The following is a 20,381-nucleotide window of genomic DNA, read 5'->3' as shown; positions in this document are numbered from 1 at the left end:
ATGGCTTTTACCTTACCTGCATTGCCCTACACCTATGACGCCCTGGAGCCGCACATTGATGCGCAAACCATGGAGATCCACTACACCAAGCATCACCAGACCTACATCAATAACCTCAACGCAGCGGTGGACGGCACCGAATACGCCGGGTGGCCCGTCGAAAAACTGGTGTCCAGTGTTGAGCAGTTGCCGGCAAGCCTGCAGGCCGCGGTGATCAACCAGGGCGGCGGTCATGCCAACCATTCGCTGTTCTGGGAAGTGATGACACCCCGGGGCGGCGGCCAGCCCGATGGCGCCTTGGCGGCGGCAATCGAAGCGCAGTTGGGCGGTATCGAGGGTTTCAAGGAAGCCTTCACCAAAGCGGCGCTGACCCGTTTCGGCAGTGGCTGGGCCTGGTTGAGCGTGACCCCGCAAAAGACCCTGGTGGTGGAAAGCAGCGGCAACCAGGACAGCCCGCTGATGAATGGCAACACACCGATTCTTGGCCTGGACGTCTGGGAGCACGCCTATTATCTGCGCTACCAGAACCGTCGTCCGGAATACATCAGTGCCTTCTACAACGTGATCAACTGGCCTGAGGTCGCCCGGCGCTACCAGGTTGCGTTGGCTTCGAGTCCTTCGTGAAAGCAACTCAAGGCTGACTATGGATACTCAAACACTGGCGATTGGAAGCGGACGGATGTTCCGCTATGCCTTGGGATCGCTGTTGCTGTTGGCCGGGATGACGTTGTTGGCGGCGCAGGGCCTGGCTTGGTTGGACCTGGACCCCAGGTTGTTGCGCGCGCTCGAGGGCGGCGGGCTCTGCGCCTTGGGCACCGCGCTGGGGGCGGTGCCGGTGTTGGTCATCCGGCGCATGCCCCAGGTGGTTAGCGATTCACTGCTGGGCTTCGGTGCCGGGGTGATGCTCGCGGCGACGGCGTTTTCGCTGATCGTGCCAGGCATTGCCGCAGCCGAACAATTGGGGTTAACGCCTTGGGCGGCCAGCGGTCTTATCAGTTTCGGCATTCTATTGGGAGCATTCGGGCTGTATCTGGTGGACCGCAAGGTCTCGGCCAGCCCCGAAAGGCGGGTCGCGGTGCCAGGTCGCCCGATCATTGCGGCGCGGATCTGGTTGTTTGTGTTTGCCATCATTGCCCACAACATTCCCGAAGGCATGGCAGTGGGGGTGTCGGCGGGCGGCGGCATGCCGGATGCCGATAGCCTGGCGATGGGCATCGCCTTGCAGGATGTACCCGAAGGGCTGGTGATCGCGCTGGTGCTGGCTACGGCGGGGATGTCGCGGGCCAAGGCGTTCTTGATTGGCGCGGCGTCAGGGCTGGTCGAACCCGTGTTCGCGCTGCTGTGCGCCTGGTTGGTGAGCCTGGCCGAGATGCTCTTGCCTCTGGGCCTTGCGTCGGCGGCCGGGGCGATGTTGCTGGTGGTGACTCACGAAGTCATTCCCGAATCTCGCCGCAATGGTCACGAGAAACTGGCGAGCCTGGGGCTGCTGGTGGGTTTTTGCCTGATGATGGTGTTGGATACGGCGTTGGCGTGATGCAAAAAAAACGCGGGGTCTGGAGCTTAAGGGGCGAGGGCGCTTCGCTTGGCTGCGCCGTTGGAGTTGTGTAGGAGCTGTCGAGTGCAACGAGGCTGCGATCCTTCCACCCCCCATTGAGTCAGGAGTGAAAGATCAAGATCAAAAGATCGCAGCCTTCGGCAACTCCGACATGCAGTCCCGCGGGAGCTGCTCGCCTCGGGTTTGGGGCAGTTATTCGCCTTCGTCGAAGTATCTGTTGATCAGGTCCACCAGGGCGTCCAGCGCTTCCTGCGCCTCTTCACCTTCGGTGTGCAGGTGGATCCTGGTGCCCTTGCCGGCAGCGAGCATCATCATCGCCATAATGCTTTTACCGTCAATTGCGGTTTCGGGTGTCCGGCCAACCCTGATGGTGGTGTCCTTGAACTGGCCCGCGACTCCGACGAACTTGGCCGACGCTCGGGCATGCAAACCCAGCTTGTTGATGATTTCAATTTCCTGAGCAGGCATCGCGATGTGAATCCTTTAGCTGAGGTCGCGGTGGCGAACCTGGACGTTCTTCAGGGATTGTTGCAGGAGTTGCCCCAGACGTTCGGTCAGGTAGACGGAGCGGTGATGGCCGCCGGTACAACCGATGGCGATCGTGACATAGGCGCGGTTGCTCGCGGCAAAGCGGGGCAGCCATTTGAGCAGGTAGCTGGAGATGTCCTGATACATTTCCTCGACATCCGGCTGGGCGGCCAGGTAGTCGATCACCGGCTGGTCGAGCCCGGACTGCTCGCGCAATTCCGGTTTCCAATAAGGATTGGGCAGGCAGCGCACATCGAACACCAGGTCGGCGTCTACGGGCATGCCACGCTTGAAACCGAACGACTCCACCAGGAACGCTGTACCCGGCTCGGGTTGGTTGAGCAGGCGCAGCTTGATCGTGTCGCGCAACTGATACAGGTTCAGGTGCGTGGTGTTGACCTTCAGGTCTGCCAGGTCAGCGATTGGCCCCAATAGCTGGCTTTCATCCTCGATGGCTTCGGCCAGGGAGCGGTTGGCATTGCTCAGTGGGTGGCGCCGGCGGGTTTCGGAAAAACGCTTGAGCAGTGTTTCTTCATCGGCATCCAGGTACAGCACGTCACACTGGATATGCCGGCTGCGCACTTCCTTGAGCAGTTCAGGAAAACGCGACAGGTGGCTTGGCAGGTTACGCGCATCGATGGACACCGCCACCAGTGGCTGCGCCAGCTCGGTGTGGATCAGGGCACGCTCGGCCAGTTCCGGCAGCAGGCCGGCGGGCAAATTGTCGATGCAATAGTAGCCGCTGTCCTCAAGCACGGCGAGGGCTGTACTTTTACCGGAGCCGGAGCGGCCACTGACAATGATCATGCGCATTTTTAATGACCGTTCTGCTCGTCCAGGACAACCTGGTACAACGCTTCGTTGCTCGGTGCGCTGCGCAGTTTTTCGCGCACTTCCTTGCGGTCCAGCATGCTAGCGATCTGGCGCAGCAGCTCGAGGTGCGCATCGGTCGCCGCTTCCGGTACCAGCAATACAAACAGCAGGTCGACCGGGGCGCCGTCGATGGCGTCGAAATCTATAGCGGTTTCAAGGTGCAACAGCGCGCTGATCGGCGCGGCACAACCCTTGAGACGGCAGTGGGGAATGGCGATGCCGTTGCCAAAACCGGTGGAACCGAGTTTTTCACGGGCAACAAGGGCCTCGAAGACGTCCTGCATTTCCAGATCCGGCACCTCGCGGTGGATCAGGTTGGCAATGTGTTCGAGGGCTTTCTTTTTACTGCCGCCCGGCGCGTTCACCTGGGAACGGCCGGGGGTCAGGATGGTTTCTAGTCGGATCATGGATTGGGGGGGTTAACGACCGGTTGCGCCCTGGAGGAGGCTCTGGGTCTTTTCCTTATGCTTTTTGAGTTGGCGATCCAGCTTGTCGGTCAGCAGGTCAATCGCGGCATACATGTCTGTGTGCTCTGCGTTGGCAACCACTTCTCCGCCGGGGATATGCAGCGTGGCTTCGATTTTCTGCAGCAGTTTCTCGACGTTCATCGTGACTTGCACGTTGGTGATCTTGTCGAAATGCCTCTCCAATCGGTCGAGTTTTTCGCCGATGTAGGTGCGCAGGGGGTCGGTCACTTCCAGTTGGTGTCCACTGATGTTGACTTGCATACAGCTTCTCCTTCGTTGCCAGTGCATAAAGCGGCAGGCAGAAATGCCTGCCACTGGAACGCTGTGGCGTGGCTCGTTACATCAACCGCTTGCGTTCGCTCGAAGGCGCGATCCCGAGGGATTCGCGGTATTTGGCGACGGTGCGGCGGGCCACCTGAATGCCTTGTGCCTCCAGTAAACCAGCGATCTTGCTGTCACTCAACGGCTTTTTCTGATTTTCCGCAGCCACCAGTTTTTTGATGATCGCGCGGATGGCCGTGGACGAGCATTCGCCGCCTTCGGAGGTGCTGACGTGGCTGGAGAAAAAGTATTTCAATTCATAGATGCCCCGAGGGGTATGCATGAATTTCTGGGTGGTTACCCGGGAAATCGTCGACTCGTGCATGCCCACTGCCTCGGCAATGTCATGCAGGACTAACGGTTTCATTGCTTCATCGCCGTACTCCAGGAAGCCGCGCTGATGCTCGACGATCTGGGTGGCCACTTTCATCAGGGTTTCGTTGCGGCTTTGCAGGCTCTTGATGAACCAGCGCGCTTCCTGCAGCTGATTCCGCATGAAGGTGTTGTCGGCGCTGGTGTCGGCGCGCTTTACAAAACCGGCGTACTGGGCGTTGACCCGCAGCTTGGGTACCGACTCCTGGTTGAGCTCCACGAGCCAGCGATCATTGTGCTTGCGCACGATCACGTCGGGGACCACGTATTCAGGTTCGGCGGATTCGATCTGCGAGCCAGGGCGTGGGTTGAGGCTCTGCACCAGCTCGATGACCTGGCGCAGCTCATCTTCCTTGAGCTTCATGCGACGCATCAGTTGGCTGTAGTCGCGGCCGCCCAGCAGGTCGATGTAATCGGTGACCAGCCGCTTGGCTTCGACCAACCACGGTGTCTTGGCGGACAACTGGCGCAGTTGCAGCAACAGGCACTCGCCCAGGTTGCGGGCGCCGATGCCGGCCGGTTCGAACTGCTGGATGCGATGAAGGACGGCTTCGATCTCGTCCAGCTCGATGTCGAGCTCGGGGTCGAAGGCTTCCAGGATTTCTTCGAGGGTCTCGTCCAGGTAGCCCTGGTTGTTGATGCAATCGATCAGGGTCACAGCGATCAGGCGATCGGTGTCTGACATCGGCGCCAGGTTCAGCTGCCACAGCAGGTGGCTTTGCAGGCTTTCGCCAACGGAGGTGCGGGTGGTGAAGTCCCACTCGTCGTCATCGCTGCTTGGCAGGCTGCTGGCGCTGGTCTGGTAGACGTCTTCCCAGGCCGTGTCCACGGGCAGTTCGTTGGGGATGCGTTCGTTCCATTCGCCGTCCTCGAGGTTGTCCACCGTCGGGGCGGCTTCCTGGTAGGCCGGTTCCGGGATTTCGGTATTGGTCTTCTGCTCGACGTTGTCGGCCAGCGGGTCGGTGTTGTCGAAGTCGTCGCCTTCTTCCTGGCGTTCGAGCATCGGATTGGACTCCAGGGCCTCCTGGATTTCCTGTTGCAGGTCCAGGGTCGACAATTGGAGCAGGCGGATGGCCTGTTGCAGCTGCGGTGTCATCGTCAGCTGCTGGCCCATTCTCAAGACTAGCGATGGTTTCATGGCAGGGGCTTAACACCTTATTCGCCGGCGCACATGCGCCATCCACTACAGGGCGCCGAAGCGCCAAACTTAAGCAAATTATATGCCTGAAACTGAAGTGTTTGCCTAGAGCGTCGCCATAATAAAATTAAACGACGCTCGGGCAATTCGCCAGACACTTGTGCTTACAGGCGGAACTCATGGCCCAGGTACACTTCCTTGACCAGGTCATTGGCCAGGATCGCTGCGGAGTCACCTTCGGCGATCAGCTGGCCGTCATTGACAATGTAGGCGGTTTCGCAGATATCCAGCGTCTCGCGCACGTTGTGGTCGGTGATCAGTACGCCGATCCCCTTGGCCTTGAGGTGATGGATGATCTGCTTGATGTCGCCCACCGAAATGGGGTCCACGCCGGCGAACGGTTCGTCGAGCAGGATGAACTTCGGTGCGGTGGCCAGGGCGCGGGCGATTTCCACGCGACGCCGCTCGCCACCGGACAGGCTCATGCCCAGGTTGTCGCGAATGTGGTTGATGTGGAATTCCTGCAACAGGCTTTCCAGCTCCTGGCGACGACCGGCCTTGTCGAGTTCCTTGCGGGTCTCGAGGATCGCCATGATGTTGTCGGCAACCGAAAGTTTGCGGAAGATCGACGCTTCTTGCGGTAAATAGCCGATACCTGCCTTCGCCCGGCCGTGCATCGGCTGGTGGCTGACGTCCAGGTCGTCGATCAGCACGCGACCCTGGTCGGCCTGGACCAGGCCGACGATCATGTAGAAGCAGGTGGTCTTGCCCGCGCCGTTGGGGCCGAGCAGGCCGACGATCTGGCCGCTGTCGATGGACAGACTGACATCACGCACGACTTGACGGCTCTTGTAGCTCTTGGCCAGGTGCTGAGCTTTCAGAGTTGCCATTACTGGGCCTTCTGCTCGTCGGTTTTCTTTTTCGGTTGGATCACCATGTCGATCCGCGGACGCGACTCGGTCACCTTGCTGCCGGTGGCGCGACCGGCGCTGGCGAGTTTCTTGTTGGTGTCGTAGACGATTTTCTCGCCTTGGGTCACGTTGTTGTCCTTGTCGATGACCTTGGCGCGGTCGATCAGGACTACGCGATCCTTGGCGGCGTGGTACTGGATGGTTACCCCGTAGCCCTGTACAGGTTTGGTATCGCCTGCGGTTTGCATCTGTTCGAAATAGGCCAGGTTGCCCACCGAGGTTACTACGTCGATGTCGCCGGACGAGGTGCGGGTGATGGTCACGGTATTGCCGGTGACCTTCATCGAGCCCTGGGTGATGATCACGTCGCCTTTATAGGTGGCGACGCCATTCTTGTCGTCGAGCTGGGCATCGTCGGCCTGGATGCGGATAGGCTGGTTACGGTCGTCGGGAAGAGCCCAGGCGCTCGCGCTTCCCAGTGCTGCGCCCAGACTGAGCAAAATAGGGAGGGTTTTAGCGAGCTTCATACTGTCCTCTTACGTTCGATAGCAGGTGTATCCTGCTTTCCTTCAAATACGCTTTCATTCCCGTGCCGGTCGATACACCCCCGGCGCCGTCGATTCTAACGGGTTGCTCGGTCTGCGCATATTCTTGCTGTGGGAACACGGTCATGCGCGTGCTGGTGATGATGGTTGTACGGTTTTTCTCGTCGGTTCGGGCGATGCGCACCGAGTCGATCAGTTCGACTTCGGTGCCGCCGGAATTGACTTCGGCGTGCTCGCTCTGCACATGCCAAGGAAACTCGGTGCCGCGGAACATGTTCAGGTCGGGCTTGGTGACCAGCGTAATGTCAGTGGCCTTGACGTGGTCGACCTTGTCGGACGTCATCTCATATTGCACTTTGCCGTCGGGCAGGTACTGCAGGGTATGCGTGTTGGTCGCGTACCAGTCGATCTTTTCCTCGATCTGGGCGGCAGGCCGGTCGAGAAACCGTTCGGGGCTGATGTTCCAGTAGCCCACCGCCGCGAAAATCGCCGCGATACAGCCGAACACCACGATGGTGCGAATTTTCTTGCTCAGCATAAATGGCTCACAGGTACGCGGCGTTGGCCGCTTCAAGGTGGCCCTGGGCGCGCAGGATCAGTTCACAGAATTCGCGGGCCGCACCTTCGCCGCCTCGCGCCGTGGTGACGCCGTGGGCGTGCTCGCGGACGAAGCTGGCCGCATTGGCGACCGCCATGCCCAGGCCGACCCGGCGAATCACCGGCAGGTCTGGCAGGTCGTCACCGAGGTAGGCTACCTGTTCATAGCTTAGGTTGAGTTGACCCAGAAGCTCGTCCAGCACCACCAGTTTGTCTTCGCGCCCCTGGTAAAGGTGCGCGATGCCGAGGTTCTTCGCGCGCCGTTCGACCACCGGGGTCTTGCGGCCGCTGATGATAGCGGTCTGCACGCCGGCGGCCATCAGCATTTTGATGCCTTGGCCGTCGAGGGTGTTGAACGTCTTGAACTCGCTGCCGTCTTCAAGGAAGTACAGGCGACCGTCGGTCAGCACGCCGTCGACGTCGAATACCGCCAACTTGATGGCTTGACCGCGTTGCAACAGGTCTGTGTTCATTTACATGACTCCCGCACGCAGCAAATCGTGCATGTTCAAGGCGCCCACCGGACGGTCTTCGTCGTCGACGACCACCAGGGCGCTGATTTTGTGGTCTTCCATGATTTTCAGGGCCTCGGCGGCGAGCATCTCGGCGCGGGCGGTCTTGCCGTGGGGCGTCATGACTTGCTCGATGGTGGCACTGTGGATATCGATGGTGCGGTCCAGGGTGCGGCGCAGGTCGCCGTCGGTGAAGATCCCGGCGAGCTTGCCGTCGGCCTCCAGGACCACCGTCATGCCCAGGCCCTTGCGGGTCATCTCCATGAGTGCGTCTTTGAGCAGCGTGCCGCGCAGCACTTGCGGCAACGCCTGGTCCGCGTGCATCACATTTTCAACTTTCAGCAGCAGGCGACGGCCGAGGGCGCCACCCGGATGGGAAAAGGCGAAATCTTCCGCGGTGAAGCCCCGGGCTTCCAGCAGCGCCACGGCCAGGGCGTCGCCCATGACCAGGGCCGCGGTGGTGGAAGAGGTCGGTGCCAGGTTCAGCGGGCAGGCTTCGTGTTCGACATGAACATTGAGGTTGACTTCGGCGGCCTTGGCCAGCGGCGAGTCCGGGTTACCGGTCATGCTGATCAACTGGATGCCCAGGCGCTTGATCAGCGGCAGCAGTGTGATGATTTCATGGGTGGAACCGGAGTTGGACAGGGCCAGGATGACGTCGTCCCGGGTGATCATGCCCATGTCCCCGTGGCTGGCTTCGGCCGGATGGACAAAAAAGGCCGTGGTGCCGGTGCTGGCGAGGGTGGCGGCGATCTTGTTGCCGATGTGCCCGGACTTGCCCATGCCTACCACGACCACGCGGCCTTTGGCGGCCAGAACCATCTCGCAGGCGCGTACGAAATCAGCGTCGATATGGGGCACCAAGCCTTGCACGGCTTCAAGCTCGAGGCGGATGGTACGTTGTGCCGATTGAATCAGGTCGCTGGATTGGCTCATGTCAGAAATCGTATAGCCCGATGAAAAGGCGGCGATTATAGCGGCAATGAACAATTCCCTCACGTAAGTTCGTCATGCTTTGTTCGAGGGGCCGCAAGGTTCGACATAAAATATGGCTTTTTACCTTAAGCCAGGCTTAACAGGCGGGGCGTTGGCCTTGGGCGCTTGGCTGTTGCAGTGATATAGTTCGCCGCCGGTTTGTGTGCCCGGCGGTACCGCCGCTTGTCGGCTGCCCTGGGCATTCGAATGTGAGGCTGCATCGCAAGGAGTTTAGATGAGTGCCGACAACGCCTACGCGGTCGAGCTGAAGGGACTGTCCTTCAAGCGAGGGACGCGCAGCATTTTCAATGACATCGATATTCGCATTCCGCGCGGCAAGGTCACCGGCATCATGGGGCCTTCCGGGTGTGGCAAGACCACGCTGCTGCGGCTGATGGGGGCACAACTGCGCCCCAGCGCCGGCGAAGTCTGGGTCAATGGCCAGAATCTTCCCGAGTTGTCTCGCGGCGACCTGTTCGATGCGCGCAAGCACATGGGGGTGCTGTTCCAGAGTGGTGCGCTGTTTACCGATCTCGACGTGTTCGAGAATGTGGCGTTCCCGCTGCGGGTCCATACCGACCTGCCGGAAGAGATGATCCGTGACATCGTCCTGCTCAAGTTGCAGGCCGTTGGGCTGCGTGGCGCCCTCGACCTGATGCCCGACGAGCTGTCCGGCGGCATGAAGCGTCGGGTCGCGTTGGCGCGGGCGATTGCCCTCGATCCGAAGATCCTCATGTACGACGAGCCCTTCGTCGGGCAGGACCCGATTGCCATGGGTGTGCTCGTGCGCCTGATCCGCCTGCTCAATGATGCGCTGGGCATCACCAGCATCGTGGTCTCCCATGACCTGGCCGAAACCGCCAGCATTGCCGACTACATCTATGTGGTTGGCGATAGCCAGGTACTGGGTCAGGGCACGCCCCAGGAGCTGAAGGACTCGGACAACCCGCGCATTCGCCAATTCATGAAGGGTGATCCGGACGGGCCGGTGGCGTTCCATTTCCCGGCCACGGATTACCGTACCGATCTGCTGGGGAAGCGCTGATGCGCAAGAAATCACTGTTGGAAAGAATTCGCCTGTTTGGCCACTCCGGCATCGATGTGGTGGCGGTACTGGGCCGTTCCTCGCTGTTCCTGATGCACGCCTTGCTCGGTCGCAACTCGACGGGCGGCGGTTTTGGCCTGCTGGTCAAGCAGTTGCACTCGGTGGGCGTGATGTCCCTGGTGATCATCGTGGTCTCCGGGATCTTCATTGGCATGGTGCTGGCGCTGCAAGGCTTCAGCATTTTGTCCAGCTACGGTTCGGAGCAGGCTGTCGGGCAGATGGTTGCGTTGACGCTGCTGCGTGAGCTCGGCCCCGTGGTGACCGCGCTGCTGTTCGCCGGGCGTGCCGGTTCGGCGCTGACGGCCGAAATCGGTAACATGAAGTCCACCGAGCAGTTGTCCAGCCTGGAAATGATCGGTGTCGACCCGCTCAAGTACATCATTGCCCCGCGCCTGTGGGCCGGTTTCATTTCCCTGCCGGTGCTGGCGATGATTTTCAGCGTCGTGGGGATTTGGGGCGGCTCATGGGTGGCTGTCGACTGGCTGGGGGTCTATGAGGGCTCCTACTGGTCGAACATGCAAAACAGCGTCGACTTCCTCGATGATGTCCTCAATGGCGTGATCAAAAGTGTCGTATTCGCTTTCGTCGTGACCTGGATCGCCGTGTTTCAAGGCTATGACTGTGAGCCCACGTCTGAGGGGATCAGCCGAGCCACAACCAAGACCGTGGTGTACGCCTCGCTGGCGGTCCTGGGCCTTGACTTTATTCTGACCGCCTTGATGTTTGGAGATTTCTGATGCAAAACCGCACCCTGGAAATCGGTGTCGGCCTTTTCTTGCTGGCTGGCATCCTGGCTTTGCTGCTGCTGGCCCTGCGGGTCAGTGGATTGGCGCCGACGGCAAGCACCGATACTTATAAACTTTATGCCAATTTTGACAATATCGCCGGTTTGACGGTCAGAGCAAAGGTGACCATGGCCGGTGTCACCATCGGCAAGGTCACGGCAATCGATCTGAATCGCGAGGATTTCACCGGTCGGGTGACGCTGCAGTTGGAAAAGCGTGTGGATAACCTGCCGACTGATTCCACTGCATCTATCCTCACGGCTGGGCTGCTGGGGGAGAAATACATTGGCATCAGCGTGGGTGGGGACGATGCCGTGCTCAAGGACGGTGGCGTCATCCACGACACGCAGTCTTCCTTGGTGCTTGAGGACCTGATCGGTAAATTCCTGCTCAATACCGTTAGCAAAGACGCCAAATGAGGAGCTTTTGAATGATCTCTATCTTGCGACGTGGCCTGTTGGTGTTGCTCGCGGCGCTGCCGCTGATGGCTAACGCCGTGGCTGCGCCTTCGGCCCATGACATCATCCAGGACACGACGAGCCGGTTGTTGGCAGACCTTTCGGCCAACAAAGAGAAATACAAGCAGGACCCCAGCGCGTTCTATGATGCGCTGAACGGCATCGTCGGCCCCGTGGTGGACGCCGAGGGCATCTCCAAGAGCATCATGACCGTCAAGTACTCGCGTAAGGCGAGCCCGGCGCAGATGATCCGCTTCCAGGAGAACTTCAAGCGCAGCCTGATGCAGTTCTATGGCAACGCCTTGCTTGAGTACAACAACCAGGGCATCACGGTTTCGCCGGCCAAGGACGAAAACGGCAACCGCACCAGCGTCGATATGCAGGTCAAGGGCAACAACGGCGCGATCTACCCAGTCTCCTACACACTCGAGAAAATCAACGACGAGTGGAAGGTGCGCAACGTGATCATCAATGGCATCAACATCGGCAAGCTGTTCCGTGATCAGTTCGCCGACGCGATGCAGCGCAATGGCAACGACCTGGACAAAACCATCAACGGTTGGGCCGGTGAGGTCGCCAAGGCCAAGGACGTGGCCGAAGACGCCAAAGAGAAGCAGGCACAATGATCGAGTCGGTGAGTGAGTCGGCCGTTCGTCTGGATGAGGCTGGCACGCTGATGCTCAGTGGCGTGCTGGATTACCGCACCGGCCCGGCTCTGCGCAAGCAGGGTCAGGCGCTGATCAAGTCCGTCAGTGCCGCCGAGGTGGTCATTGACTGTTCGGCGGTGCAGAAGTCCAGCAGTGTCGGCTTGTCGCTGCTGCTGTGCTTCATGCGGGACGCCAAGGCTGCCGGCAAAATGTGGAGCATCCGTGGGATGCCCGAAGACATGCGTGAAATAGCCCAGGTCAGCGAGCTGACCGAGTTGTTGGCGCACCCCTGACCCACATCGTTGGAAAAGTCCCCCCGTCAGAGTCCTGCTTCGCGGGGTTCGCAGGCACGGGGCTTTTTTGTATGATGTGCGACCCGCGCGCACAGGGCGCCGATTGAGGTTGAGCATGCAGGCTGTAGAAGTGAAGAGCTTCCTAGAAGGAAAGCTGCCTGGTACGCAGGTGGAAGTTGAAGGCGAAGGCTGCAACTTCCAGTTGAACGTGATCAGCGATGAACTGGCGGCGTTGAGCCCAGTGAAGCGTCAGCAGAGCATCTATGCCCATTTGAACCCATGGATCGCCGATGGCAGCATCCACGCGGTCACGATGAAATTTTTCAGCAGCGCGGCCTGGGCCGAGCGCACCTGAGCCCAAGGGCCTCGAGATTCTTATGGATAAACTGATTATTACCGGCGGCGTTCGTCTTGATGGCGAAATCCGTATTTCCGGGGCAAAGAACTCCGCCCTGCCGATCCTGGCCGCGACTCTGCTGTGCGATGGCCCGGTGACCGTGGCCAACCTGCCGCACCTGCACGACATCACCACGATGATCGAGCTGTTCGGTCGCATGGGCATTGAGCCGGTGATCGACGAGAAGCTCAGCGTCGAGATCGACCCGCGCACCATCAAGACCCTGGTCGCCCCGTACGAGTTGGTGAAGACCATGCGTGCGTCGATCCTGGTGTTGGGCCCGATGGTCGCCCGTTTCGGTGAAGCCGAAGTTGCCTTGCCTGGCGGTTGTGCCATTGGCTCGCGTCCGGTGGACCTGCACATTCGCGGCCTTGAAGCCATGGGCGCGGTGATCGACGTCGAAGGCGGCTACATCAAGGCCAAGGCGCCGGAAGGGGGCTTGCGCGGCGCACACTTCTTCTTCGATACCGTCAGCGTGACCGGTACCGAGAACATCATGATGGCCGCCGCACTGGCCAGGGGCCGCAGCGTGCTGCAAAACGCCGCGCGTGAGCCTGAAGTGGTCGACTTGGCGAACTTCCTGATCGCCATGGGCGCCAAGATCAGCGGTGCCGGCACCGACACCATCACCATCGATGGCGTCGAGCGCCTGCATTCGGCCACCTACAGAGTGATGCCGGACCGGATCGAAACCGGTACCTATCTGGTGGCCGCTGCCGTCACCGGTGGCCGCGTCAAGGTCAAGGACACCGATCCGACCATCCTTGAAGCCGTCCTTGAGAAACTCAAGGAAGCCGGTGCCGAAGTCACCTGCGGCGAAGACTGGATCGAAGTGAACATGCACGGCAAGCGGCCAAAAGCCGTCAACGTGCGGACCGCACCGTATCCGGCGTTCCCGACCGACATGCAGGCGCAGTTCATCTCCCTCAACGCCATTGCCGAAGGCACGGGCGCGGTGATCGAGACGATCTTCGAAAACCGCTTCATGCATGTCTACGAACTGCACCGCATGGGCGCCAAGATCCAGGTCGAAGGCAACACGGCCATCGTCACGGGGACCGAGAAGCTCAAGGGCGCGCCAGTGATGGCTACCGATCTGCGGGCCTCGGCCAGCCTGGTGATCTCGGCCCTGGTTGCCGAAGGTGATACCCTGATCGACCGCATCTACCACATCGACCGTGGCTACGAGTGCATCGAGGAAAAACTGCAGATGCTCGGCGCCAAGATCCGCCGCGTACCGGGCTAGTTCCGGCTGCATGGGCACAAGGACGTGCCCGTTGATTTCGTTTCAGGTCGAGGGTGTTTGCGCCCTCGATGTGTGTCCGGCGCCGCTTGCGACCGGGCATGAGTACCTTGATAAGGACTGACGTTTCCCATGTTGACCATCGCACTGTCCAAGGGCCGCATCCTTGACGACACCCTGCCGCTTCTGGCTGAAGCGGGCATCGTGCCGACCGAGAATCCGGACAAGAGCCGCAAGCTGATCATCCCCACGACCCAGGCCGATGTGCGCTTGCTGATCGTGCGTGCCACCGATGTGCCGACCTACGTGGAACATGGCGCCGCCGACCTGGGCGTTGCCGGCAAAGACGTGCTGATGGAATACGGCGGCCAGGGCCTGTACGAGCCCCTGGACCTGCAGATTGCCCGCTGCAAGCTGATGACCGCGGGTAAAGTAGGCGCGTCGGAGCCCAAGGGGCGTTTGCGCGTGGCGACCAAGTTCGTCAACGTTGCCAAGCGTTATTACGCCGAGCAGGGCCGTCAGGTCGATATCATCAAGTTGTACGGTTCGATGGAACTGGCGCCGCTGATCGGCCTGGCGGACAAGATCATCGACGTGGTCGACACTGGCAACACCCTGCGGGCCAATGGTCTGGAGCCCCAGGATTTCATCGCTGACATCACCTCCCGGCTGATCGTCAACAAGGCTTCGATGAAAATGCAGCACGCCCGTATCCAGGCTCTGATCGATACCCTGCGCAAGGCAGTGGAATCGCGACACCGCGGCTGATTCACCTGCGCGACCTTGAGTCGCGCCCGTCTATCCGTGTCATAGCCAATTTTCTCAGGTGCCCACGCGAATGGACTGGTAGCTTAGGGCGCCTGAGCATTTGCCATTAATGAGGCCCTCGCTATGACCGCTCCCACTTCGATTCGCCGACTCAACGCTGCCGACCCGGATTTTGCACATCATCTGGATCATCTGCTGAGCTGGGAAAGCGTGTCTGACGATTCGGTCAATCAGCGGGTGCTGGATATCATCAAGGCTGTGCGCGAGCGTGGCGATGCGGCCCTGGTGGAATTCACCCAGAAGTTCGACGGCCTGCAAGTGGCGTCCATGGCCGACCTGATCCTGCCGCGCGAGCGCCTGGAACTGGCCCTGACCCGGATCACCGCCCCCCAGCGCGAAGCCCTGGAAAAAGCCGCGTCCCGGGTGCGCGACTATCACGAAAGGCAGAAACAGGATTCCTGGAGCTACACCGAAGCCGACGGCACGGTGCTGGGCCAGAAGGTCACGCCGCTGGACCGCGCTGGCCTATACGTGCCGGGTGGCAAGGCGTCCTATCCGTCCTCGGTGCTGATGAATGCCATTCCGGCCAAGGTCGCCGGCGTGACCGAAGTGGTCATGGTCGTCCCGACCCCGCGCGGTGAAATCAACGAACTGGTGCTGGCCGCCGCCTGCATCGCTGGCGTGGACCGAGTGTTCACCATCGGCGGTGCGCAGGCCGTGGCTGCGTTGGCTTATGGCACCGAAAGCGTGCCGCGGGTCGACAAAGTGGTCGGGCCGGGCAATATCTATGTCGCCACCGCCAAGCGCCACGTGTTTGGCCAGGTCGGTATCGACATGATCGCCGGCCCCTCGGAAATCCTTGTGGTGTGCGACGGCCAGACCGACCCGGACTGGATCGCCATGGACCTGTTTTCCCAGGCCGAGCACGACGAAGATGCCCAAGCGATCCTGGTCAGCCCGGACGCCGAGTTCCTCGACAAGGTCGCCGCCAGCATCGACAAGCTGCTGCCGACCATGGACCGCGCCGAGATCATCAACACTTCGATCAATGGTCGTGGTGCGCTGATCAAGGTCGATGACATGGCCCAGGCCATCGAAGTCGCCAACCGCATCGCACCGGAACACCTGGAACTGTCGGTCGCCGACCCGCAGGCCTGGTTGCCGCAGATTCGTCACGCCGGTGCGATCTTCATGGGGCGCCACACCAGTGAGGCCCTGGGTGACTATTGCGCAGGCCCCAACCACGTGCTGCCGACTTCCGGCACCGCGCGCTTCTCGTCGCCGCTGGGGGTGTATGACTTCCAGAAACGTTCGTCGATCATCTTCTGCTCCGAGCAGGGCGCATCCGAACTGGGCAAGACTGCTTCGGTGCTGGCCCGTGGCGAATCGCTGAGCGCTCACGCGCGCAGTGCCGAGTACCGCATTCTTGACGAGCCATCCATCGAAGGGCAGGGGAACTGAAATGAGTAAATTCTGGAGCCCGTTCGTCAAGAACCTGGTGCCCTACGTGCCGGGTGAACAGCCGAAGCTGACCCGGTTGGTCAAGCTCAACACCAACGAGAACCCCTACGGCCCATCGCCCAAGGCCCTGGCGGCGATGCAGGGCGAGCTGAGCGATAATCTACGCCTGTACCCAGATCCCAACAGCGACCTGCTGAAAAGCGCCGTGGCCCGCTATTACGGCGTGCAGAGCAATCAGGTGTTCCTGGGTAACGGTTCGGATGAAGTACTGGCGCATATTTTTCACGGCCTGTTGCAGCACGACCGGCCGCTGTTGTTCCCGGACATCAGCTACAGCTTCTACCCCGTATATTGCGGGCTGTACGGCATCCAGTTCGATGCGGTGCCGTTGGATGAGCAGTTCCGGATCGACCCGGCAGACTACGCCAAACCCAATGGCGGGATCATTTTCCCCAACCCGAATGCGCCGACCGGCTGCCTGCTGGCGCTGGAGGCGGTCGAGCAGATCCTCAAGGCCAGCCCAGACTCGGTGGTGGTGGTCGACGAGGCCTATATCGACTTCGGCGGCGAGACGGCCATCAGCCTGGTGGATCGCTATCCGAACCTGCTGGTGACCCAGACCCTGTCCAAGTCCCGCTCCCTGGCGGGGCTGCGCGTGGGCTTGGCGGTGGGCCATCCGGACCTGATCGAAGCGCTGGAGCGGATCAAGAACAGCTTCAACTCCTACCCGTTGGATCGCTTGGCGAATGTCGGCGGCGCGGCGGCGTTCGATGATCGCGAGCATTTCGACCGGACCTGCCAGTTGGTCATTGAGCACCGTGAATGGGTCGTGGCCCAACTGCAAGCCAAGGGCTTTGAAGTGCTGCCCTCGGCGGCCAATTTCATCTTCGCCCGCCACCCCCGGCACGATGCGGCAGGGTTGGCAGCGAAACTGCGGGAGCAGGGTGTGATCGTGCGGCACTTCAAACAGGAGCGGATTGCCCAGTTCCTGCGGATCAGCATCGGTACACCGGAGCAGAACCAAGCGCTGATCGAAGCCCTTGGCGAACTCTAAACCCCTGCATTGAACCTGTGGGAGCAAAGCTTGCTCGCGAAGGCGTAGTGTCAGTCACCTCAATGTTGGCTGGACTGACGCCTTCGCGGGCAAGCCCGCTCCCACAGTTGTTTTGTGGCGTTCACAAAATCGGCGTTCCAGTGCACATCCCCCTGTGCGAGCTTGCTCGCGATGGGGCCTTTGGATCAGACCCTGAACTGATTGATCAACCGCCGCTGCTGCTCCGCCAATTTGGTCAATCCGGCGCTGGCCGCACTGGACTCGTCGGCGCCGCTGGCTACCTCGTTCGCTACTTGCCCGATGTTGATCACGTTACGATTGATGTCATCGGCTACGGCGCTTTGTTCTTCGGCAGCGCTGGCGATCTGGGTGTTCATGTCGTTGATCACCGACACGGCCTGGGTGATCGTTTCCAGGGCCTGGGCCGCTTTCGCCGCATGCTGCACGCTTTCGTCGGTACGGTGCTGGCTGTCTTCCATCACCCGCACCACGTCCCGGGTGCCTTGTTGTAACTGTTGGATCATCGTCTGGATTTCTTCGGTCGCCTGTTGCGTCTTTTGCGCCAGGTTGCGCACTTCATCGGCGACCACCGCGAAACCACGGCCCTGTTCACCGGCCCGGGCGGCTTCGATGGCCGCGTTGAGAGCCAGCAGGTTGGTCTGCTCGGCGATCCCGCGGATGGCGGTGAGGATCGCGTTGATGTTCTCGCTGTCCTTGGCCAGGGTCTGCACCACACCCACCGCCTTGCCGATTTCCACGGCCAGGGCACCAATGGAGGTGGAGGTGTCCCGCACGATCTGCATGCCCTGGCTGGCAGCCTGGTCTGCATGGCTGGCGGCTTGGGCGGCTTGGGTCGCGTTACGGGCCACGTCCTGGGCGGTGGCAGTCATTTCGTGCACGGCCGTGGCGACCTGATCGATCTCCGACATCTGCTTGTGCACGCCCTGGTTGGTGCGGATCGCGATATCGGCGGTGTGCTCCGACGAATCGCTGACGCTCTGCACCGACGTCACCACCTGAGTGATCATGCCCTGCAACTTGCTCAGGAAGGTGTTGAAGCCCCTGGCGATCGCCCCCAATTCATCGGCGCGGTCGCTGACCAGGCGACGGGTCAGGTCGCCCTCGCCCTGGGCGATGTCATCGAGCATCGCCACCATTTGCTTGAGCGGCCTGGCAATGCCGTGGCCCACCAGCCAGATCACCAGCAGACCGATGCCGGCAATCACCAGGCCCACCATTGCCATGCCGAAGATGTCGGTCTGGCGCTGTTGGTCGAGGTCTTTCTGCAGCGCCTGCAAGTCGGCCATGACCGCGTTCAGCGGCAGCTGCAACATCAGCGTCCAGCGAGCGTTGGTCTCGCCGATGCCGAACGGCATGTACACCTCGATATGCCCGTGTTCTTCGTCGATGTCGTAGCGCACTTCGCCAATGCTCAGCCTGGCGAGGTTATCCAGAGCACTGGCGTCCAGTAGGTCACTGGCCTTTTCCCCGAGTTTGCTCGGGTCCTTGGTGAAGGCCACCAGTCGGTTGTTGCTGGAGAGCAAGGCCATTTCCCCGGCGCCGTCGTACAACTTGCCATCGGCGGCCACGAGCATGTCCTGGATGAAGTTCACTGACAGGTCGGCGCCGACGATGCCCTGGAACTTGCCATCGATCATGATCGGTTCGATGAACGAGGCGAGCATGGTCATCGTGCTGCCAACGCGATAGGGCGCCGGGTCGATCACGCAGGCTTTCTTGCTGTCCCGGGAGCACAGGTAGTACTCACTGGCGCGGATGCCGGTGGAAAGCAGTTTCTGGTCGGTTACATCGGCGAGTTTTTCCAGGCCCAGGGAGCCGTCCTGGTTACGGAACCACCACGGCAGGAAACGCCCGTTGGTTTCCATGCCCACCACCTGGCTGTTCACATAATTGGCATCGTCGTGGTCGATGGCGTTCGGCTCCCAGGCGATGTAGGCGCCGAGGATCTTCGGGTTGCGCACCACGGTTTCGCGCAACAGGCTGATCATTTGCTCGCGGGGCACCTTCAGTTGCGGGTTGCCGTCCGTGCCGTTCATGCCCATCAAGGCGTTGCTGGTGGCCAGGCCACGGGCGAGCAGCAACGGGGCTTCCAGTTCCCGCTGGATCAGGCTGGCCTGGGTACGGGCCAGGGCCCTGAGGCGTTGTTCGATGAGTTGTTCGAACTGTGCCTTGGTCCGCTGTTGCACCATGTCCTGGGTGCGCGCGCCGGCAAACAGCGCGTACAGCACAAGGGCGGCCACCACGCTGAGCACAATGGCACCGGCCAGGGCTGCCACGGAAAACTGGATCGATCTGAATTTCATAAAGGCTCCGGACGCGTAAATGACGTCTGGATCAGTTATCGGCATTTCTGTGGCGCGGCATGAGGCGCTGTTCGTCGGCTGACTGTTTTAGCTGCGTGAGTGTCGTAAATGGCTCGTGTGGGGTCTGTCCGAAAAAAACGCTAATCGCTCGTTGTGTATCTGGCGCTGATACAAATCAAGGCCTAGGATACGCCCACGTTTCCAGGGAGCTTCTTTTATATGAACAAGACATTGATGGTGAGTGCTCTGAGCGCGGCTCTGCTGCTCGCCGGTTGCCAGTCGGTCAATACCACCAGCGGCGGAGCCGTGGGGGTGGAACGCAAGCAGTACATGTTCAGCATGCTGTCGACCGATGAGGTCAACCAGATGTACGCCCAGTCCTACCAGAAGACGATGGGTGAGGCGAGCGCCCAGGGCGTGCTGGACAAGACCAGTAAGGATGCCAAGCGCATCCAGGTCATTGCCGACCGCTTGATTGTCCAGGCGCCTGTGTTCCGCCCGGATTCGGCGCAGTGGAAATGGGAAGTGAACCTGATTAAGAGCGATGAGCTCAACGCCAATTGCGGTCCTGGCGGCAAGATCATGTTCTACACCGGTCTGATCGACAAGTTGAAGCTGACCGACGCTGAAATCGCCGCGATCATGGGCCACGAAATCGCCCACGCCCTGCGCGAGCACGGGCGCGAAGCGATGTCCAAGGCCTATGGCATCGAGATGGCCAAGCAGGGCGCTGGCGCCTTGTTCGGCCTGGGCCAGGACAGCCTGGCGCTGGCCGACACCGTCGCCAACTACGGCATGACCTTGCCCAACAGCCGCGGCAACGAGAACGAAGCCGACCTCATCGGTCTCGAACTGGCCGCCCGCGCCGGCTACGACCCGAACGCGGCGATCACCTTGTGGAACAAGATGGCCAAGGCCTCGGAAGGCGCGCCACCAGAGTTCATGAGCACCCACCCGTCGTCGAGCAGCCGTATCGCTTCGTTGCAGGCGGCGATTCCGAAGGTGATGCCGCTGTATCAGCAGGCCAAGAAGTAAGCATCGTTGTGGGAGCA

The 20,381-nt window shown here is 60.8% G+C and carries 24 protein-coding genes and 1 pseudogene; 13 read left to right on the top strand and 12 right to left on the bottom strand.

Translation table 11 applies throughout. The features are described from left to right. Window positions 1–624 carry a superoxide dismutase gene (locus tag AACY31_RS20075; RefSeq protein WP_339478980.1) on the top strand — a complete coding sequence of 208 codons (624 nt, stop codon included), beginning with the start codon at window positions 1–3 and terminating at the stop codon, window positions 622–624. 19 nt (window positions 625–643) lie between these two features. Next, entirely contained in the window at window positions 644–1,534 is an 891-nt protein-coding gene (locus AACY31_RS20070) for a ZIP family metal transporter (RefSeq protein ID WP_339478978.1), read from the top strand. Between the two features lie 213 nt (window positions 1,535–1,747). Here the strand turns inward: AACY31_RS20070 and AACY31_RS20065 are convergent, their stop codons facing one another. The 10 genes from AACY31_RS20065 to AACY31_RS20020 all read right to left on the bottom strand — a co-directional run bounded on the left by AACY31_RS20065 (window position 1,748) and on the right by AACY31_RS20020 (window position 8,755). Beyond that, window positions 1,748–2,023, bottom strand: a complete 276-nt coding sequence (locus tag AACY31_RS20065) for an HPr family phosphocarrier protein (RefSeq protein ID WP_339478976.1) — start codon at window positions 2,021–2,023, stop codon at window positions 1,748–1,750. Between the two features lie 15 nt (window positions 2,024–2,038). Then, window positions 2,039–2,896 carry an RNase adapter RapZ gene (rapZ, locus tag AACY31_RS20060; protein ID WP_339478974.1) on the bottom strand — a complete coding sequence of 286 codons (858 nt, stop codon included), beginning with the start codon at window positions 2,894–2,896 and terminating at the stop codon, window positions 2,039–2,041. 2 nt (window positions 2,897–2,898) lie between these two features. Next, complete coding sequence (gene ptsN, locus AACY31_RS20055; RefSeq protein WP_003197847.1) at window positions 2,899–3,363, bottom strand: PTS IIA-like nitrogen regulatory protein PtsN; 465 nt, start codon at window positions 3,361–3,363, stop codon at window positions 2,899–2,901. Between the two features lie 12 nt (window positions 3,364–3,375). Beyond that, complete coding sequence (gene hpf, locus AACY31_RS20050; RefSeq protein WP_339478973.1) at window positions 3,376–3,684, bottom strand: ribosome hibernation-promoting factor, HPF/YfiA family; 309 nt, start codon at window positions 3,682–3,684, stop codon at window positions 3,376–3,378. Between the two features lie 76 nt (window positions 3,685–3,760). Then, window positions 3,761–5,254, bottom strand: a complete 1,494-nt coding sequence (locus AACY31_RS20045; protein ID WP_339478972.1) for an RNA polymerase factor sigma-54 — start codon at window positions 5,252–5,254, stop codon at window positions 3,761–3,763. 164 nt (window positions 5,255–5,418) lie between these two features. Beyond that, window positions 5,419–6,144 (bottom strand): LPS export ABC transporter ATP-binding protein, encoded by a 726-nt coding sequence (gene lptB / locus AACY31_RS20040; RefSeq protein WP_072346987.1) that lies wholly within the window; start codon window positions 6,142–6,144, stop codon window positions 5,419–5,421. Next, window positions 6,144–6,692, bottom strand: coding sequence for a lipopolysaccharide transport periplasmic protein LptA (lptA, locus tag AACY31_RS20035; protein ID WP_339478968.1), 549 nt, complete (start codon window positions 6,690–6,692; stop codon window positions 6,144–6,146). Before lptA ends, lptB begins: the two co-directional genes overlap by 1 nt. Next, the gene (gene lptC / locus AACY31_RS20030) at window positions 6,679–7,248 is read right to left on the bottom strand and encodes an LPS export ABC transporter periplasmic protein LptC (RefSeq protein ID WP_063322911.1); all 570 of its coding nucleotides are present in this window, start codon (window positions 7,246–7,248) and stop codon (window positions 6,679–6,681) included. The genes lptA and lptC overlap by 14 nt, the downstream gene beginning before the upstream one ends. 7 nt (window positions 7,249–7,255) lie before the next feature. Then, the gene (locus AACY31_RS20025; RefSeq protein WP_339478966.1) at window positions 7,256–7,780 is read right to left on the bottom strand and encodes a KdsC family phosphatase; all 525 of its coding nucleotides are present in this window, start codon (window positions 7,778–7,780) and stop codon (window positions 7,256–7,258) included. Then, entirely contained in the window at window positions 7,781–8,755 is a 975-nt protein-coding gene (locus AACY31_RS20020) for a KpsF/GutQ family sugar-phosphate isomerase (RefSeq protein WP_339478964.1), read from the bottom strand. Window positions 8,756–9,029: 274 nt separating this feature from the next. On the opposite strand from AACY31_RS20020, the gene AACY31_RS20015 reads away from it, so the two are divergent. From AACY31_RS20015 to hisC, 10 genes are all read left to right on the top strand, one after another. After that, window positions 9,030–9,839: an ATP-binding cassette domain-containing protein gene (locus tag AACY31_RS20015; RefSeq protein WP_339478962.1), complete on the top strand. Its 810-nt coding sequence runs from the start codon at window positions 9,030–9,032 to the stop codon at window positions 9,837–9,839. Continuing rightward, window positions 9,839–10,636, top strand: a complete 798-nt coding sequence (mlaE, locus tag AACY31_RS20010; RefSeq protein WP_339478961.1) for a lipid asymmetry maintenance ABC transporter permease subunit MlaE — start codon at window positions 9,839–9,841, stop codon at window positions 10,634–10,636. Before AACY31_RS20015 ends, mlaE begins: the two co-directional genes overlap by 1 nt. Further along, on the top strand, window positions 10,636–11,103 hold the full coding sequence (mlaD, locus tag AACY31_RS20005) for an outer membrane lipid asymmetry maintenance protein MlaD (RefSeq protein WP_339478960.1): 468 nt from the start codon (window positions 10,636–10,638) through the stop codon (window positions 11,101–11,103). Before mlaE ends, mlaD begins: the two co-directional genes overlap by 1 nt. 11 nt (window positions 11,104–11,114) lie before the next feature. Continuing rightward, window positions 11,115–11,768 carry an MlaC/ttg2D family ABC transporter substrate-binding protein gene (locus AACY31_RS20000; RefSeq protein ID WP_339492346.1) on the top strand — a complete coding sequence of 218 codons (654 nt, stop codon included), beginning with the start codon at window positions 11,115–11,117 and terminating at the stop codon, window positions 11,766–11,768. Window positions 11,769–11,776: 8 nt separating this feature from the next. Continuing rightward, on the top strand, window positions 11,777–12,082 hold the full coding sequence (locus AACY31_RS19995; protein ID WP_339479193.1) for an STAS domain-containing protein: 306 nt from the start codon (window positions 11,777–11,779) through the stop codon (window positions 12,080–12,082). Window positions 12,083–12,197: 115 nt separating this feature from the next. Then, window positions 12,198–12,437, top strand: a complete 240-nt coding sequence (locus AACY31_RS19990) for a BolA family protein (protein WP_007953556.1) — start codon at window positions 12,198–12,200, stop codon at window positions 12,435–12,437. A gap of 22 nt (window positions 12,438–12,459) precedes the next feature. After that, window positions 12,460–13,725, top strand: a complete 1,266-nt coding sequence (gene murA / locus AACY31_RS19985) for a UDP-N-acetylglucosamine 1-carboxyvinyltransferase (RefSeq protein WP_339478958.1) — start codon at window positions 12,460–12,462, stop codon at window positions 13,723–13,725. Between the two features lie 129 nt (window positions 13,726–13,854). Then, the gene (hisG, locus tag AACY31_RS19980; protein ID WP_339478957.1) at window positions 13,855–14,490 is read left to right on the top strand and encodes an ATP phosphoribosyltransferase; all 636 of its coding nucleotides are present in this window, start codon (window positions 13,855–13,857) and stop codon (window positions 14,488–14,490) included. 123 nt (window positions 14,491–14,613) lie between these two features. Continuing rightward, complete coding sequence (gene hisD / locus AACY31_RS19975) at window positions 14,614–15,951, top strand: histidinol dehydrogenase (RefSeq protein WP_339478956.1); 1,338 nt, start codon at window positions 14,614–14,616, stop codon at window positions 15,949–15,951. A gap of 1 nt (window position 15,952) precedes the next feature. Further along, window positions 15,953–17,005: a histidinol-phosphate transaminase gene (hisC, locus tag AACY31_RS19970; protein WP_339492345.1), complete on the top strand. Its 1,053-nt coding sequence runs from the start codon at window positions 15,953–15,955 to the stop codon at window positions 17,003–17,005. A 185-nt stretch (window positions 17,006–17,190) separates the two neighbouring features. Here the strand turns inward: hisC and AACY31_RS29020 are convergent, their stop codons facing one another. Then, window positions 17,191–17,934 (bottom strand): methyl-accepting chemotaxis protein, encoded by a 744-nt coding sequence (locus tag AACY31_RS29020; protein ID WP_445261570.1) that lies wholly within the window; start codon window positions 17,932–17,934, stop codon window positions 17,191–17,193. 114 nt (window positions 17,935–18,048) lie between these two features. Next, window positions 18,049–18,243, bottom strand: a pseudogene (locus tag AACY31_RS29015) (HAMP domain-containing protein); the annotation flags it as partial. A 1,305-nt stretch (window positions 18,244–19,548) separates the two neighbouring features. On the opposite strand from AACY31_RS29015, the gene AACY31_RS19960 reads away from it, so the two are divergent. Beyond that, window positions 19,549–20,364, top strand: coding sequence for a M48 family metallopeptidase (locus tag AACY31_RS19960; protein WP_339478949.1), 816 nt, complete (start codon window positions 19,549–19,551; stop codon window positions 20,362–20,364). Window positions 20,365–20,381 lie beyond the last annotated feature (17 nt).

Origin of the sequence: Pseudomonas sp. RL_105y_Pfl2_101 (genome assembly GCF_963970585.1) — a bacterium.
GTDB lineage: Bacteria > Pseudomonadota > Gammaproteobacteria > Pseudomonadales > Pseudomonadaceae > Aquipseudomonas.
This window is presented reverse-complemented; position numbering and strand designations above follow the sequence as displayed.

Bases quoted from the DNA above. Each gene is read 5' to 3' on its own strand.
- AACY31_RS20075 (WP_339478980.1), top strand. From the start codon at position 1: ATGGCTTTTACCTTACCTGCATTGCCCTACACCTATGACGCCCTGGAG.
- AACY31_RS20070 (WP_339478978.1), top strand. From the start codon at position 644: ATGGATACTCAAACACTGGCGATTGGAAGCGGACGGATGTTCCGCTAT.
- AACY31_RS20065 (WP_339478976.1), bottom strand. From the start codon at position 2,023: ATGCCTGCTCAGGAAATTGAAATCATCAACAAGCTGGGTTTGCATGCC.
- rapZ (WP_339478974.1), bottom strand. From the start codon at position 2,896: ATGCGCATGATCATTGTCAGTGGCCGCTCCGGCTCCGGTAAAAGTACA.
- ptsN (WP_003197847.1), bottom strand. From the start codon at position 3,363: ATGATCCGACTAGAAACCATCCTGACCCCCGGCCGTTCCCAGGTGAAC.
- hpf (WP_339478973.1), bottom strand. From the start codon at position 3,684: ATGCAAGTCAACATCAGTGGACACCAACTGGAAGTGACCGACCCCCTG.
- AACY31_RS20045 (WP_339478972.1), bottom strand. From the start codon at position 5,254: ATGAAACCATCGCTAGTCTTGAGAATGGGCCAGCAGCTGACGATGACA.
- lptB (WP_072346987.1), bottom strand. From the start codon at position 6,144: ATGGCAACTCTGAAAGCTCAGCACCTGGCCAAGAGCTACAAGAGCCGT.
- lptA (WP_339478968.1), bottom strand. From the start codon at position 6,692: ATGAAGCTCGCTAAAACCCTCCCTATTTTGCTCAGTCTGGGCGCAGCA.
- lptC (WP_063322911.1), bottom strand. From the start codon at position 7,248: ATGCTGAGCAAGAAAATTCGCACCATCGTGGTGTTCGGCTGTATCGCG.
- AACY31_RS20025 (WP_339478966.1), bottom strand. From the start codon at position 7,780: ATGAACACAGACCTGTTGCAACGCGGTCAAGCCATCAAGTTGGCGGTA.
- AACY31_RS20020 (WP_339478964.1), bottom strand. From the start codon at position 8,755: ATGAGCCAATCCAGCGACCTGATTCAATCGGCACAACGTACCATCCGC.
- AACY31_RS20015 (WP_339478962.1), top strand. From the start codon at position 9,030: ATGAGTGCCGACAACGCCTACGCGGTCGAGCTGAAGGGACTGTCCTTC.
- mlaE (WP_339478961.1), top strand. From the start codon at position 9,839: ATGCGCAAGAAATCACTGTTGGAAAGAATTCGCCTGTTTGGCCACTCC.
- mlaD (WP_339478960.1), top strand. From the start codon at position 10,636: ATGCAAAACCGCACCCTGGAAATCGGTGTCGGCCTTTTCTTGCTGGCT.
- AACY31_RS20000 (WP_339492346.1), top strand. From the start codon at position 11,115: ATGATCTCTATCTTGCGACGTGGCCTGTTGGTGTTGCTCGCGGCGCTG.
- AACY31_RS19990 (WP_007953556.1), top strand. From the start codon at position 12,198: ATGCAGGCTGTAGAAGTGAAGAGCTTCCTAGAAGGAAAGCTGCCTGGT.
- murA (WP_339478958.1), top strand. From the start codon at position 12,460: ATGGATAAACTGATTATTACCGGCGGCGTTCGTCTTGATGGCGAAATC.
- hisG (WP_339478957.1), top strand. From the start codon at position 13,855: ATGTTGACCATCGCACTGTCCAAGGGCCGCATCCTTGACGACACCCTG.
- hisD (WP_339478956.1), top strand. From the start codon at position 14,614: ATGACCGCTCCCACTTCGATTCGCCGACTCAACGCTGCCGACCCGGAT.
- hisC (WP_339492345.1), top strand. From the start codon at position 15,953: ATGAGTAAATTCTGGAGCCCGTTCGTCAAGAACCTGGTGCCCTACGTG.
- AACY31_RS29020 (WP_445261570.1), bottom strand. From the start codon at position 17,934: ATGTCGGAGATCGATCAGGTCGCCACGGCCGTGCACGAAATGACTGCC.
- AACY31_RS19960 (WP_339478949.1), top strand. From the start codon at position 19,549: ATGAACAAGACATTGATGGTGAGTGCTCTGAGCGCGGCTCTGCTGCTC.